This window comes from Vibrio sp. B1Z05 (genome assembly GCF_052955985.1).
This window is the reverse complement of the sequence record NZ_CP130463.1, coordinates 2,363,665-2,377,890: the sequence shown is the minus strand read 5'-3', so window position 1 is coordinate 2,377,890 and position 14,226 is coordinate 2,363,665. Positions and strand designations below refer to the sequence as shown.

The window sequence follows — 14,226 nt, the reverse complement described above, 5'->3', positions numbered from 1 at the left end:
ATCTAGACTAAATAAACACTAAAGGATACTTTTTATGACAGATGAGAATATTGATTACAAAGTTTTCTTTTTGTTTTTTTTTATCTTAGGATTAATAATTACATTAAATTTCTTATATATAGATAATATAGATTTTATTTCTGGTGAGCTGTCTAGAGGACAGATTTTTGGGCGAGATTTTTTACATTCTTGGACTGCAGCTAAGTTAGCAGTAAATAATCACTTACCTGATGTATATAACCATACACTTTTTCCAAATCATGCACCTGATGAAGTGAGAGCCACCGGTGTAGCTTTTAACTTTGCGTACCCCCCTCAGATGTTATCCATTCTATACCCTCTAGGATTTTTAAGTTATGAGAGTGCATTTATTATCTGGAGTTTACTTTCTTTCTCCTGCTTTTTATTATCTGTAACATTAGGATCTAGTTATAATAAAATATACATACTAGTTTTAATGCTTGCTCCTGCAACTCTAATTAATATAAGCTTTGGCCAAAATGGTTTACTGACAGCTGCCTTGTTAATTGGTGGGTGTAAAGCTTTAAATAGATCTCATATACTTTCAGGAATATTATTTGGTATCCTAACTATTAAACCTCATATGGGAATACTAATACCGTTTGCGTTAATTGCAGGAAGATATTGGAAAACATTTATATGGGCAACGTTGACTGCAATTATTATGGTTGCTTTTAGCTGTTTTATATTAAGCTATGAAGTTTGGTATTATTGGATGATAAATAGCCCATGGAAGTATGCTAAAAATTTTATAGAGCATGGTGTAGGTTTGGGAATTAATATGCAAATATCCCCATTTATAAGTGCAAGGTTATTAACTGGAAGTATTTACTTTGCCTGGATTGTTCAAGTGATATGTTGTTTAATAGCTATTTTATCTACCATATATGCATTTATTAAATCAGATTGTTGGTTAATTAAAGTAGCAGTTTTAGTTACTGCTACTTACTTAAGCAGTCCGTATATTCATTCTTATGATATGAGTGCATTAAGTGTCATTATCGTCTTATTGATTTCTAGTGATAAAATATGCAGCTTCAACAAGCTAGAAAGATACTTAATGGTATTTATTTGGGTGACTCCAATTCTTACTATGCGTTTTTCTATTATTGGTTTTCCATATGCTCCAGTACTGACATTACTCTTTTTATGTATGTTAATAAGAACAATCAGGAAGAATAATTAACAGATTCAATTTTGCTGTTCGTTATTGTTTCAAGTGTAAACTAGGCAATAATCATTAATAGCAATTTTTTAGTGGATTTAAATATTATGATTTATATAAGAAATGTTCATATGTTAGATATAATATATCTCTACATAGAGAGTGTTACGTACAATAACTAAAAATGTCTAAAGCTTACATACTATTGATAATTATAAACTAATCAATAATAAAAAATAATTGGTGGGGAATCCCCCCTAAAAACTGCAGTCTAAATGCTACAATTACGTGCAGTTATTAATGAGAGGATTACAGCATAACCTACTAGGTAAATATTTATAAATATGGCTTAAATTTTTCTAGATAGATTTAAGGTTTTATAGAGTGATGTATGTAAAATAGGTTTAAATCTATCGAAGGGATTATTTTTAATGGCCAAAAGAATGATGAACTATCAGTTGAATAGTAGTCCAAAAAAGCAATTAAATTATTACAAGGGTTTACATGCTCTCTAGCCATTATGTAATCGTAGTTCCATCCATATTTTAGAGCTACTTTTCTTGTTGAAATATGACGTCCAACCTTCCAAGCGACCCCAGGATCGGTAGGAATTAAAATTGATAAAGTACCACCAGGCTTCAGTACCCTTAGCCACTCTTTAATAGCTAGGTGAGGGTGATATAAGTGCTCTAGTATATGTGTAGCAACAACTCGATCAAATGTATTATCTGCAAATGATAGTTTTGAGGCATTTTCTTTTTTAAATCTGATTTTACTATAGTTACTTAAGTCTTTGCAGTTTAGATTTGCTATATTCAACGCATTTTCATCACCGTCAGTTAAAATATACTCATCATAAGAGTGGTTTACTGAAAGTAAGTGCTCCCCAGTGCCTGCTGCAACCTCTAAAACTTTAGAAAAATGGTGAGTTTTCTTAAATAACGCTTCAGTGGCTTTATGGCCGGCCCTCATAACATAGCCAGTGGATTTATTATCATATACTCTTTCATCGTACTCATTGCTAAATCGTGATAAGTATTTTTCCCATTCAGGATCTTCATTATGATCACTTCTCATGTTGCTGCCTCTAATTTTTATACATTAAAAAATTAATGATTTTGGTTTCTTTTCTTCCTCTACTTACATTATCTAAAATTAAGCCAGTAAATAATGATATAATCCCTAGTATGGCTACAGAGCTAGATAATATAGCAGTTGGTATTCTTTTAACTAATCCAGTTTCAAAAAAATCAATAATTATTGGAATGCCAAGCGTAAGAGATAAAGATATGAATATTAATGACAATATATTGAAGAAAAATAATGGCCTTACATCCCTTAACAGAAATATAATAAACGCTAGTATTTTAAATCCATCTCTATAAGTATTTAATTTACTTATAGTCCCTTCCGGTCGTGATATATAGTTTGTTGGTACTTCTTTGATAGATATCTTATGCTGTAAAGCATGCACTGTTAATTCAGTCTCGACTTGGAATCCATCACTGAATAAAGGCACTGATTTTACAAATCTTCTTGACATAACTCTATATCCAGAAAAAACATCAGTCAGGTTTGAATAAAATGCACGGTTGATTAACTTAGAAAATATGGAGTTGCCTAGAATGTGCCCTTTAGGGTAAGAAGCTTCTTTACGTGAGCGTGTTCCTATTACCATATCTAGATGTTCGTTGATCAGTATTTGGATTAACTTAGCAGAAACTGATGCATCATAGGTATTATCTCCATCGGCCATGACATAGATATCAGCATCAATATCAGCAAACATTCTTCTGACGACTTCCCCTTTCCCTTGTCTTTGTTCAAAGCGAACAAGCGCGCCAGCTTCTTTAGCTTCTTCTACTGTACTATCTGAGGAGTTGTTGTCATAAACATAGATAGTTGCATCAGGTAGCGCTTGCTTAAATGCATTGACAGTAATGCCGATAGCACCTGCTTCATTGTGACACGGAAGTAATACTGCGATATTGGGTTTACTCATTAGGACCTATTATCTTAAATAAACGTGAATTTGTATTGAAGTCAACTGAGGTGGGTTGAATCCAGCTTGGTAGTTCAGTGTGCTCCAATACATTAATGAAAGCGTCATTTGTGGCTGAAGCTCGGATGATCTTCAACTGAGAATCATTATTGATGAGTATGAAATCAACATTATTTTGGATGAGTCTTTTATGTACTTCGTCAATGTTAGTGCTCAAAAAGGTTTCTATAACAAAGCTATTACCGTTGATATTGCGGTGATAGGGAGCAGCAATGATAGTGTTGTGGGTGGTAGCTAAGATCTTTGCACCAGATTCTGTTCCAGTCATTATCTTATTGCTATTGATGCCACTATTAATGAGTTGTTGGTATGCACTGACATTATTCTTAGTATTTTTCTCCGGCTCATCAGGACTGGGTGATATCATAGAGATAAGTATTAGAACAATAATAGGCATACCAGATAATATAATTATAGCTTGAGTCAGTTGAAACTTAAAACTATTACTGATCTTCATAAGTACGTACACTTGAATAGGGGCACTGAGTATGAAGCAAATAGTCATAACTCTTACTTGCCACAATAAGCCAAGTACTAATTGAATGAGTAACATAAAGTAGAGAATATTGAGGTCTTTATTTTTTTTTTGCAATAGTGGGTAGCAAAGTGCAGGAACGAAAAATAAAAAGTAATTCTCAGAAGAAAAGAAGCCATTTTTTTGAATTGTTCTCAGCATTGGTTGAGCTTCAGTCACTTTATTTAACCAAAATTCTCGAAGCAATAATGGGTAGTCAGCTAGAGCTCCTTTCAGTAATTGTGGGTAAATATAGATAATAGGAACAAAACAAATTATAAATAATAGTATGCCTTTAATTAACTTTGAATTAAAAGAAGTTTCTATAGTCAAACATTTATTGGATAAATAGGTAAAGAACCCTCCAGCTAAAAAGCATAAGGCAAAGGGTAATGAAATAGAGTCATAATGTTCAAATGTAAATTCAGATATTGGTCTATTAAGTAGTATTGCTATTGTAGTAAATAAGGTGGCAAAAAAACAAAGTCTAAATAAGTAATCAAGTAATTTATATCTATAAAGATAACTATAAAGTGTGTAAAGACAAAGGTAACTTGTAAATAAAATAAAGTTATCCAACCCTATCCATAGAGATAGTCCGATCAGTAATCCTTGATATATAGGACGCCACTTTTCATTCTCTTGAATACAGAGTTGGGGGGTGCCAATTAAGAACAGTGCTACAATAATTAATTGAAGGTTATGATGGTCAATTGAGCCAGGAAAAAACTTCGAAATAGCGTGTGAGCCGAGAGCAAATAACATACCTATAAAGCGATGATCCTTTCCAAGGTAGTGATCAACATAGGCGAATAAGGCTAGAGCAAACAACAGTAGATACAGTAATGGCGTAACAGCAATTGCTACTAGACTGGCAACTTCAAACCCTAAAAATGAGATGAATAAAAGGGTTAACCCTGCCGGAATAAAATCTGAAACTCGCGACCAATGCATTATCACCCCATCTTCAGGGTTAAAGCGTGGCATTGGCTCTAGATACCAATTGCCGAACTTTATCCAATCCATAAACTGGACATAACGCATGTAGTCATCGTTATCCTTTAGTTCAAGATTAGAAATATTTTCCCAACTCTTTGTGAACATTACGGTAGCGATGATAAACCAACAAAAAACAATAAAAAGGAGATCCTTTCTATTGCTGTAAACCCACCCCTTGAGCATCCAGACTAACCCTTTTTCTTCTAGCCTCTAGAGGATACAAGACTATCTTATAATATAAAAGCGTAAGCATAAGATAAGCACTGTTAAATTCACTTATGTATAAAAATATGTGATCTGATAAACTCTTGCCTCATTACTATAATAATAAACCTTAGATGGAGTTTCGGTATGCTAAGAGTCGCAATAAATGGTTTTGGTCGTATTGGTCGTAATGTCCTACGCGCTGTTTATGAAGGGGGGCTACAAGATCAGATTAAAGTGGTCGCCGTTAATGAACTCGCACAACCGGATGCGATGGCTCACTTGTTGCAATACGATACTAGCCATGGACGCTTTCTTAGAAAAATCTCTCATACCCAAGAGTATTTGAATATTCATAATGCCGATGGAAGCAAAGATGAGATACGAATTTTACATCTTGCTGAGTTGGATTTATTACCGTGGCGTGACTTAGGTGTAGATATTGTTTTGGACTGTACTGGGGTGTATGGCTCGCAGGCGGATGGGCAACAGCACATTGCCGCTGGTGCGAGTAAGGTATTGTTCTCTCACCCTGGCTCTAACGATCTCGATAACACTATTATCTATGGCATTAATCACCAGAGCCTAAAGTCTGAGCATAATGTAGTGTCAAACGGTTCTTGTACCACCAACTGTATCGTGCCGATTATCCAAGTATTAGATGAAGCGTACGGCATTCAAAGAGGGACGATAACCACCATTCACTCATCAATGAATGATCAGCAAGTCATTGATGCCTATCACTCAGATTTACGTAGAACTCGCAGTGCGAGCCAATCAATTATCCCTGTTGATACTAAGTTACATAAAGGCATTGAACGTATTTTTCCTAAGTTTGAAAATAAGTTTGAGGCAATATCAGTGAGAGTGCCCACTGTCAATGTTACAGCGATGGATCTGAGTGTTACACTAGATGCTAAAGTGAGTGTTGATGATGTAAATCAAACTATTTTGCATGCATCTCAATGTAGATTACAATCAATAGTCGACTACACGGAAGCGCCTCTTGTCTCGATAGATTTTAATCACGACCCGCATAGTGCGATTGTCGATGGCTCGCAAACCCGTGTTAGTGATGGCCATTTAGTGAAGATGCTAGTGTGGTGTGATAACGAGTGGGGGTTTGCAAATCGGATGCTAGATACGGCTCTAGCGATGCACACGTCACATTTATTACATCGCGTGAAATAAATCCGTAGCTTTTTAGTTCAACCTCTTGAACTATAGAGTAAGAGACCCCATGTAGCATCACATTAGATAGATTTCGAACGCCTATGCCGACAACTTTGTGGGGATAGGCGGAAAGTTTTTAAATTAAAACCTAGAGGACTAACAATGTCTGTAATCAAGATGACTGACCTAGAACTAGCAGGTAAACGTGTATTTATCCGCGCTGACCTAAACGTTCCAGTAAAAGACGGTAAAGTAACTTCTGATGCTCGTATCCTTGCATCTCTTCCAACTATCAAGCGTTGCCTAGAAGCGGGCGCTAAAGTAATGGTTACTTCTCACCTAGGTCGTCCAACTGAAGGCGAGTACGCTGAAGAGTTCTCACTACAGCCAGTAGTAAACTACTTAAACGACGCACTAGATTGCGAAGTTAAACTAGCTAAAGACTACCTAGAAGGTCTTGAACTAAACGCTGGTGAACTTGTTGTTCTTGAGAACGTTCGCTTTAACAAAGGCGAAAAGAAAAACGAAGAAGAGCTTTCTAAGAAATACGCTGCACTATGTGACATCTTCGTAATGGATGCATTCGGTACAGCTCACCGTGCTCAAGCGTCTACTCATGGTGTAGGTACTTACGCTCCTGTTGCTTGTGCTGGCCCTCTTTTGGCTGCTGAGCTAGAAGCACTAGGTAAAGCAATGGATAACCCAGAGCGTCCTCTAGTAGCTATCGTTGGTGGTTCTAAAGTTTCTACTAAACTGACTGTTCTTGAGTCTCTATCTAAAGTTGCTGATCAACTTGTTGTGGGTGGCGGTATTGCAAATACATTTATCGCTGCGGAAGGCCACAACGTAGGTAAGTCTCTATACGAAGCTGACCTAGTTGAAACTGCTAAGAAACTAATGAAAGAGTGTGCAATTCCAGTTGCAACTGACGTTGCTTGTGCAAAAGCATTTGACGAAAACGCTGAAGCTGAAATCAAAAACGTTGCTGACGTTGCTGATGACGACATGATCTTCGACCTTGGTCCAGATTCAACAGCAGTTCTAGCTGACATCATTGCTAACGCAAAAACAATTCTTTGGAATGGCCCTGTTGGCGTATTCGAATTTAAAAACTTCGAAGCGGGTACAGCGGGTATTTCTAAAGCAATCGCTGAATCTGCAGGTTTCTCTGTAGCAGGTGGCGGTGACACATTAGCAGCTATCGACAAGTTCGGTATCAAAGCTGATGTTTCTTACATCTCAACAGGCGGCGGCGCTTTCCTTGAGTTTGTAGAAGGTAAAGTACTTCCAGCAGTTGCTATGCTAGAAGAACGAGCAAAAGCGTAATATTTTTTTGGCGAGGACCTTGTCCTCGCCTTTTTATTGTTTTGCTGCAATGCTTTGCGTTGTATGCAATCTTTTTTATACTTGCAAAAGTGCAATTTAATACTAAACGACAGAAAATAGGACTTATTCCATGTCTAAGATCTTCGATTTTGTAAAACCTGGTGTTATCTCTGGTGATGACGTTCAAAAAGTATTTGAAGTAGCAAAAGAAAATGGTTTTGCTCTTCCTGCTGTAAACGTTGTAAACACTGATTCTGTAAATGGTGTACTAGAAGCGGCTGCAAAAGTTAAAGCTCCTGTAGTTGTTCAATTCTCTAACGGTGGCGCTGGCTTCTTTGCTGGTAAAGGCGTTAAATTAGAAGGTCAAGGTGCACAAATCCTTGGCGGTATCGCTGGCGCTAAATATGTTCATGCAGTAGCAGAAACATACGGTGTTCCAGTTATTCTTCACACTGACCACGCAGCTAAGAAACTACTTCCTTGGATTGACGGTCTACTAGACGCTGGTGAAGAGTTCTTCGCTCAAACTGGTAAGCCTCTATTTTCTTCTCACATGATTGACCTTTCAGAAGAGTCTCTAGAAGAAAACATTGAAATCTGTTCTAAGTACCTAGCGCGCATGGCTAAAATGGGTATGACTCTAGAAATCGAACTAGGTTGTACTGGCGGTGAAGAAGATGGCGTTGATAACTCTGATATGGATGCATCTGAGCTGTACACTTCTCCTGAAGATGTCGCTTACGCATACGAAAAACTGAGCGCTATCAGCCCTCGTTTCACTATCGCAGCATCTTTCGGTAACGTACACGGTGTTTACCAAGCGGGTAACGTAGTTCTTACTCCAACTATCCTACGTGACTCTCAAGCATACTGTTCAGAGAAATTTGGTATCGCACCAAATGCTCTTAACTTTGTATTCCACGGTGGTTCTGGTTCTTCTGAAGCAGAGATCAAAGAGTCTATCGGCTACGGTGTTATCAAAATGAACATCGATACTGATACTCAGTGGGCAACTTGGGACGGCATCCGTACTTACGAAGCTAAAAACCACGATTACCTACAAGGTCAAATCGGTAACCCAACGGGTGAAGCAGCGCCGAACAAGAAGTTCTACGATCCTCGCGTATGGCTACGTGCTGGTCAATCTTCAATGGTGACTCGTCTTGAGAAAGCCTTTGCTGATCTTAACGCGATTGACGTATTGTAATACGCCTGCAAGCTACTAATTAAATTAAAAAAACCCGCTATTTAGCGGGTTTTTTTTGTCTTGTGTACTATAGTTTTTAAGTGCTGTTCTTAAGTACTGCCTTTAATACCAATCACAAGCTAGAACGACCTGTTATTTAGCTCAAGTGGTATAAGGTCTTTAGACGATTGTGTTTTGACAGAAGTCTGACTTATAACGGACATATGGAAGTATGATGCTGGTTTTAGTTTGTTTGTAACACTTTATTACGGAAGAGAAATTTACAATGTCACAAGAAACTCCCCAAATCCCAAACGTAGATGCCCTTCATGAAGGTATGCAAGATGCTCATCATTGGTTCGTGAATAATACTGACCTTCTGATTGGCTATGCAATGAATATCATTACCGCTGTTCTGATTCTATTTATTGGTAATATCATTACCAAGATGATTGCGAACAGTGTTTCTAAAGTGCTTAAAAAGCGTGATTTAGACAAAGCTGTCATTGATTTTGTTCACGCTATGGTGCGTTACCTACTGTTTGTTATCGTATTGATTGCAGCTCTAGGGCGTCTAGGTGTTCAAACTGCTTCCGTAGTTGCTATTATTGGTGCGGCTGGTTTAGCGGTTGGTCTTGCTCTGCAAGGTTCACTATCTAACTTTGCTGCGGGTGTACTTATTGTTGCATTCCGTCCATTCAAATCTGGCGATTATGTTGAGATTGGTGGTGTTGCCGGTTCTGTTGATTCAATTCAAATTTTCCAGACAGTATTGACTACGCCTGATAACAAAATGGTTGTGGTACCTAATGGTAGCGTTATTGGTAGTCCAATTACCAACTACTCCCGCCATGAAACCCGTCGTATTGACTACGTGATAGGGGTTTCTTACAGTGCCGACTTGAAGAAAACTGAACAAGTGATTCGTCAGACACTGGAAGCTGAAGAGCGTCTTCTGAAAGATAAAGGCATTCAGATTGGTGTGGTTGAGCTTGCGGATTCTTCAGTCAACTTTGTTGTTCGCCCTTGGTGTCGCACTGCTGACTATTGGGATGTGTATTTTGATATGCTTAAAGCGATTAAAATTGCTCTGGATGAAAACGGTATTGAAATCCCGTATCCACAAATGGATGTTCATCTGAACAAAATTGCTGAGTAAAGTAAGCTAATTCAATTAAAACGCGCCTTATGGCGCGTTTTTTTATCTATTCTATATAAATAACGAGTAGCAGTTGGAATGTGTGGAATGCCAAAAAAGGAAGGGCTTTAGATGAAGAAGAGTAATGCGATAACTCATTGGTTTTTAGGGATAGTATTAGCAGGGTGTTCTTTAGTCGTGCAGGCACAAGCGATAAATTTCCCGCACATCAATACGACAGGGTATGCCGAAGTGCTCGCTGAACCCGACATGGCTGAATTTAGTGTACAAGTGGTGATGGTGCAAGATAGTGCGGAACAAGCAAAACAAAAAACAGATAAAGTAGTCGATGATTTTTTGCAGCAACTGCAAGCGTTAGGTTTGCCCAGAGAAGATATTAGAAGCGGCAATATTCAGCTGCTGCCACAAATGCATTATCCGAAAAATGCCAAACCAGAACAAAAAGGCTACCGAGCGGTAAGAAAAGTAAAAGTCACGATTGATAATTTAGAGATGCTGCCTAAGTTATTGGACGTAGCACTTAAGTCGGGTATTAATCGTATTGATAAGGTTCAATTGGGTGTCAAAGACCCTTCTAAGTACCAAGCCGTTGCACGCAGCGAGGCCATTAAAGATGCCAAGCTAAAGGCTGAATCTATTGCTGAGGGTTTTGATAGAACCTTGGGTGAAGTATGGCAAGTTAACTACCAATCCCCGCAAGTTAGACCAATGTTGTCTCGCAGTATGGCAATGGATTCATCAGAGCGAGCGAATAGTTATCAAGATACCACTATCGTGATTAAAGACCGAGTTGATGTGGTTTATAAACTTAAATAATACCAATCACACTAAGTAAGTGTTCAGAACTAGCGCAGGAAAAATGCTCGAGAACAAGGCATAATTTTTTGATAAGTAGTTATTCTACAATCAAAAATTCTAACGCCGTTATCGAGTATTTTAACAAGCTAGAATGACCAGTTATTTAGTACGATTGGTATAACACCAATAGCTGCTGAGATATTGATACTAAAAAGCCCTTACTGACCTTTATTAATTTAGGCTCAGTAAGGGCTTTGTTATTGTCTAACACTTATATTTCTATAAAGCGTATAGCGACATCAAATTAGTGAAGTAGACGAGCGCGGATAGTGCCGTCGATTTCTTTTAGCTTATCCAGTGCTTCTTGCGAGCGCGCGGTTTCTACATCAATCACAACGTAACCAATGTGGCTGTTGGTCTGCAAGTACTGACCTGCGATGTTGATTTCAGCGCTAGCAAAGATGGTGTTGATTTGAGTTAGAATACCTGGGCGGTTTTCATGGATGTGCAGCAAGCGAGAGGTGCCTTTGTGCTGTGGTAGAGATACCGCAGGGAAGTTCACACTTGATAGTGTTGAACCATTGTCTGAGTATTTCGCTAGCTTACCAGCAACTTCAACGCCGATATTCTCTTGTGCTTCTTGAGTCGAACCACCTACGTGCGGCGTTAGGATAACATTGTCGAATTTCATTAGTGGAGACTCAAATGCATCGGCATTTGTTTTTGGCTCTACAGGGAACACATCGACAGCAGCACCTGATAGGTGTTTAGATTCTAGAGCATTACAGAGCGCAGGGATATCTACCACAGTGCCGCGAGCGGCGTTGATGAAGATAGCGCCTGGCTTCATTAGTGCAAACTGTTCTGCGCCCATCATGTCTTTAGTCTCTGGCGTTTCAGGGACATGCAAACTAATCACATCACACTTATTGAGCAGTTCAGCCATAGTTGAAACTTGGGTGGCATTACCTAAAGAAAGCTTGTTTTCAATATCGTAGAAGTAGACACGCATACCTAGGTTTTCAGCAATGATACTTAGCTGAGTACCAATGTGACCATAACCTATGATACCCAAGCGCTTGCCACGTGCTTCATTAGAGTGGTCGGCACTTTTCTTCCAAATACCGCGGTGAGCTAGAGCATTCTTTTCAGGAATACCGCGCATCAATAGCAGTATTTGACCTAGAACTAATTCTGCCACACTACGAGTGTTTGAGAATGGTGCATTAAATACCGGTACGCCTTTCACAGCGGCCGCTTTTAGGTCAACCTGATTGGTACCAATACAGAAACAACCGATAGCGACCAGCTTGTCTGCTGCCGCTAAAACACGTTCATTAAGGTTTGTACGAGAGCGAATACCAATAAAGTGTACGTCTTTAATGGCTTCAATCAATTCTTCTTCAGAGATAGAGCCTTTATGGTATTCAATGTTGGTGTAACCCGCAGCCTCTAGCACCTCAACTGATGAAGGGTGAAGCCCTTCTAGAAGTAGTATTTTTATTTTATCTTTGTGCAAAGAGACTCTAGTCATTGTGGTTATTCCTTAACATTTAGTAAATTAATTTCGAAAAGCAATCGTTTTCCAAAGTAGGCTGTCTTTAAATTATCAAAAAAAGAACAGTTTGGGTAAGAAAATTACAATAAAAAAAAAGCAGAGGCTATTTTTCGCCTCTGCTTTCATGATTATTCAATAAAATCAGCGTATTAACTTTGTAGTTAAAGCTGAAATATATATATTATTACTCTTCGATCTTAGCGCCAGCAGGCGTACCTGTAATGACTACATCTGCACCACGATGTGCAAATAGGCCAACAGTCACTACGCCCGGTAGTGCATTCACTTGGTCTTCAAGTTGTTTAGCGTTGCTGATTTTTAAACTGTGTACATCTAGGATGATATTGCCGTTGTCGGTAATGACACCTTCACGGTAAACAGGGTCACCGCCAAGTTTTACTAGCTCACGAGCAACATATGAGCGAGCCATAGGAATCACTTCAACAGGAAGAGGGAAGTCACCTAGAACGTCAACCGCTTTGGTGCCGTCTACAATACAGATGAACTTTTCAGAGATAGCCGCAACAATTTTTTCTCTGGTTAGCGCTGCGCCGCCGCCTTTGATCATTTCTTTATTGGCGTTAATTTCATCTGCGCCATCTACATAGACATCCAGTGAAGCGACGTCATTACAATCAAATATTTTAATACCCAGTTTTTCTAATTTCTCAGTCGATGCGACCGAGCTAGATACAGCCCCTTTGATTTTGTCGCTCATTGTTCCCAAGGCATCAATAAAATGGTTTACGGTAGAGCCCGTTCCTACACCGACAATTGCGCCAGCTTCAACGTATTTAAGTGCTGCCCAACCAGCTTCTTTTTTCATTTCATCTTGGGTCATTCTAGTTCTCCAGATCGAGAGTAAAGGGGGTCAGCAAGAGTATATACTCATCTGTTAAATATTTGAATCAAGTGCTTAAGGTGAAAGAGACCAATTCCAGGTCTTATTTGGCGTGACGATTTTATTTAGCGGCACATCCCATTCTTCGGTGGGTAGCAAAGACAGTTGCTGACAATCATGAGCGATCCCAATTGCTTGTGGGCCATGGCCATCAATAAAAGGCGCTAACGTTCTGTCGTAGTATCCGCCACCCATACCTAGGCGATGACCATGTACATCAAACGCTACCAGAGGCGTGAATATCACATCAAGTTCAGCAACAGGAATAATATTACATACAGAGAGTTTGGGTTCGAGAATGCCGTATTTATTGGCTATAAGCTCGGTTGTCGGCGTTAGCTTAAGAAAAAGCAATTGGCCTTTTGTAAAAGGATGCAGCACAGGAACATAAGTGTTGATGCTGTTTTCCCAGCACCATTGAATGGCGAGTTCGGGATTGATTTCGCCATCATTCGCTAAATACAGCGCAACATTTTTAGCCTGAGTAAGTTCGGCAAGCTGTTTAAATTGCTCGACTAACTGTAAGGAAGCAAGGTTTTGCTCAGCCGTGGTCAGTGCAATGCGAAGTTTACGGATGTGCTTACGTATCTCATTACGAGTTACAGGTAATTGCATGAGGGACCCCAGAGTGCCGTTGCGGATTTTGGCCCTTGAACCAGCTGGTTCAAGGCGGATCAGCAATGAGGACCGTAGGCTTCTCGATACGAGTCGAGCTTGCTCAATAGCCATCAAGTACTAACCCTTAAGGGTTGCTTATCGGCTCAGGGACATAAATCCAGCTGACGCACACCCCAGGGTAATTTTAATTCTGCCGTCCAGTTGGCTACTTTTTTACTCTTTCGTTAGAGCTTTGTCTAGCTTGTCATCCAGAAACTCAAGGCGCTGTGCGATATCTTGTTGAATTTCGCTACTTGCCTCTTGTTCTAACAATTCATAGCAAATATTTAGAGCTGCTATGGTAATGAGTTTCTCGGTATTAGCGACTTTTGTTTTGTCCGCCATATCCTTAATACGTTGATCAAGGTTAAGTGCAGCCTGTCGTAATGCATCTTCTTTGCCGACAGGGCAATTTACTCGAGTGATCTTACCTAAAATTTCAACTTCAACTGCTTGACTGCTCATGCTAGATAACTCATTGCTGCTCCAAAAGTCTGTGCATC

13 protein-coding genes and 1 other RNA gene are annotated in these 14,226 nt (G+C 39.1%); 6 read left to right on the top strand and 8 right to left on the bottom strand.

The genetic code is table 11. From position 1 onward, the window contains the following. Positions 1-34: 34 nt before the first annotated feature. Entirely contained in the window at positions 35-1,207 is a 1,173-nt protein-coding gene (locus QV280_RS10800) for a glycosyltransferase family 87 protein (RefSeq protein ID WP_152819426.1), read from the top strand. Between the two features lie 348 nt (positions 1,208-1,555). Here the strand turns inward: QV280_RS10800 and QV280_RS10795 are convergent, their stop codons facing one another. From QV280_RS10795 to QV280_RS10785, 3 genes are read right to left on the bottom strand one after another with little or no spacing between them, the layout of a single operon-like run. Continuing rightward, a complete protein-coding gene (locus tag QV280_RS10795) occupies positions 1,556-2,263 on the bottom strand; it encodes a class I SAM-dependent methyltransferase (RefSeq protein ID WP_152819427.1) in 708 nt (235 codons plus the stop codon). Between the two features lie 10 nt (positions 2,264-2,273). Further along, a complete protein-coding gene (locus tag QV280_RS10790; protein ID WP_152819428.1) occupies positions 2,274-3,188 on the bottom strand; it encodes a glycosyltransferase family 2 protein in 915 nt (304 codons plus the stop codon). Continuing rightward, positions 3,181-4,944: a hypothetical protein gene (locus QV280_RS10785; RefSeq protein WP_152819429.1), complete on the bottom strand. Its 1,764-nt coding sequence runs from the start codon at positions 4,942-4,944 to the stop codon at positions 3,181-3,183. The genes QV280_RS10790 and QV280_RS10785 overlap by 8 nt, the downstream gene beginning before the upstream one ends. A 168-nt stretch (positions 4,945-5,112) precedes the next feature. Here QV280_RS10785 and epd point away from each other — a divergent pair, with 168 nt between their 5' ends. The 5 genes from epd to QV280_RS10760 all read left to right on the top strand — a co-directional run bounded on the left by epd (position 5,113) and on the right by QV280_RS10760 (position 10,625). After that, entirely contained in the window at positions 5,113-6,156 is a 1,044-nt protein-coding gene (gene epd / locus QV280_RS10780; RefSeq protein WP_152819430.1) for an erythrose-4-phosphate dehydrogenase, read from the top strand. A gap of 144 nt (positions 6,157-6,300) precedes the next feature. After that, positions 6,301-7,464, top strand: coding sequence for a phosphoglycerate kinase (locus tag QV280_RS10775; RefSeq protein ID WP_152819431.1), 1,164 nt, complete (start codon positions 6,301-6,303; stop codon positions 7,462-7,464). A gap of 130 nt (positions 7,465-7,594) precedes the next feature. Then, positions 7,595-8,671 (top strand): class II fructose-bisphosphate aldolase, encoded by a 1,077-nt coding sequence (gene fbaA, locus QV280_RS10770; protein ID WP_152819432.1) that lies wholly within the window; start codon positions 7,595-7,597, stop codon positions 8,669-8,671. Between the two features lie 316 nt (positions 8,672-8,987). Beyond that, on the top strand, positions 8,988-9,809 hold the full coding sequence (gene mscS, locus QV280_RS10765; RefSeq protein ID WP_240432745.1) for a small-conductance mechanosensitive channel MscS: 822 nt from the start codon (positions 8,988-8,990) through the stop codon (positions 9,807-9,809). 111 nt (positions 9,810-9,920) lie between these two features. Next, positions 9,921-10,625 carry an oxidative stress defense protein gene (locus QV280_RS10760; protein ID WP_152819433.1) on the top strand — a complete coding sequence of 235 codons (705 nt, stop codon included), beginning with the start codon at positions 9,921-9,923 and terminating at the stop codon, positions 10,623-10,625. A gap of 286 nt (positions 10,626-10,911) precedes the next feature. Here the strand turns inward: QV280_RS10760 and serA are convergent, their stop codons facing one another. The 5 genes from serA to zapA all read right to left on the bottom strand — a co-directional run bounded on the left by serA (position 10,912) and on the right by zapA (position 14,188). Next, positions 10,912-12,141, bottom strand: coding sequence for a phosphoglycerate dehydrogenase (gene serA, locus QV280_RS10755; RefSeq protein WP_152819434.1), 1,230 nt, complete (start codon positions 12,139-12,141; stop codon positions 10,912-10,914). A 208-nt stretch (positions 12,142-12,349) separates the two neighbouring features. Beyond that, positions 12,350-13,006: a ribose-5-phosphate isomerase RpiA gene (gene rpiA, locus QV280_RS10750; protein ID WP_023405092.1), complete on the bottom strand. Its 657-nt coding sequence runs from the start codon at positions 13,004-13,006 to the stop codon at positions 12,350-12,352. A gap of 75 nt (positions 13,007-13,081) precedes the next feature. Beyond that, the gene (locus tag QV280_RS10745) at positions 13,082-13,681 is read right to left on the bottom strand and encodes a 5-formyltetrahydrofolate cyclo-ligase (RefSeq protein ID WP_152819435.1); all 600 of its coding nucleotides are present in this window, start codon (positions 13,679-13,681) and stop codon (positions 13,082-13,084) included. A 1-nt stretch (position 13,682) separates the two neighbouring features. After that, positions 13,683-13,867, bottom strand: a non-coding RNA gene (ssrS, locus tag QV280_RS10740) — 6S RNA. A gap of 30 nt (positions 13,868-13,897) precedes the next feature. After that, the gene (gene zapA / locus QV280_RS10735) at positions 13,898-14,188 is read right to left on the bottom strand and encodes a cell division protein ZapA (RefSeq protein ID WP_023405094.1); all 291 of its coding nucleotides are present in this window, start codon (positions 14,186-14,188) and stop codon (positions 13,898-13,900) included. Positions 14,189-14,226: the final 38 nt, after the last annotated feature.

Bases quoted from the DNA above. Each gene is read 5' to 3' on its own strand.
- QV280_RS10800 (WP_152819426.1), top strand. From the start codon at position 35: ATGACAGATGAGAATATTGATTACAAAGTTTTCTTTTTGTTTTTTTTT.
- QV280_RS10795 (WP_152819427.1), bottom strand. From the start codon at position 2,263: ATGAGAAGTGATCATAATGAAGATCCTGAATGGGAAAAATACTTATCA.
- QV280_RS10790 (WP_152819428.1), bottom strand. From the start codon at position 3,188: ATGAGTAAACCCAATATCGCAGTATTACTTCCGTGTCACAATGAAGCA.
- QV280_RS10785 (WP_152819429.1), bottom strand. From the start codon at position 4,944: ATGCTCAAGGGGTGGGTTTACAGCAATAGAAAGGATCTCCTTTTTATT.
- epd (WP_152819430.1), top strand. From the start codon at position 5,113: ATGCTAAGAGTCGCAATAAATGGTTTTGGTCGTATTGGTCGTAATGTC.
- QV280_RS10775 (WP_152819431.1), top strand. From the start codon at position 6,301: ATGTCTGTAATCAAGATGACTGACCTAGAACTAGCAGGTAAACGTGTA.
- fbaA (WP_152819432.1), top strand. From the start codon at position 7,595: ATGTCTAAGATCTTCGATTTTGTAAAACCTGGTGTTATCTCTGGTGAT.
- mscS (WP_240432745.1), top strand. From the start codon at position 8,988: ATGCAAGATGCTCATCATTGGTTCGTGAATAATACTGACCTTCTGATT.
- QV280_RS10760 (WP_152819433.1), top strand. From the start codon at position 9,921: ATGAAGAAGAGTAATGCGATAACTCATTGGTTTTTAGGGATAGTATTA.
- serA (WP_152819434.1), bottom strand. From the start codon at position 12,141: ATGACTAGAGTCTCTTTGCACAAAGATAAAATAAAAATACTACTTCTA.
- rpiA (WP_023405092.1), bottom strand. From the start codon at position 13,006: ATGACCCAAGATGAAATGAAAAAAGAAGCTGGTTGGGCAGCACTTAAA.
- QV280_RS10745 (WP_152819435.1), bottom strand. From the start codon at position 13,681: ATGCAATTACCTGTAACTCGTAATGAGATACGTAAGCACATCCGTAAA.
- zapA (WP_023405094.1), bottom strand. From the start codon at position 14,188: ATGAGCAGTCAAGCAGTTGAAGTTGAAATTTTAGGTAAGATCACTCGA.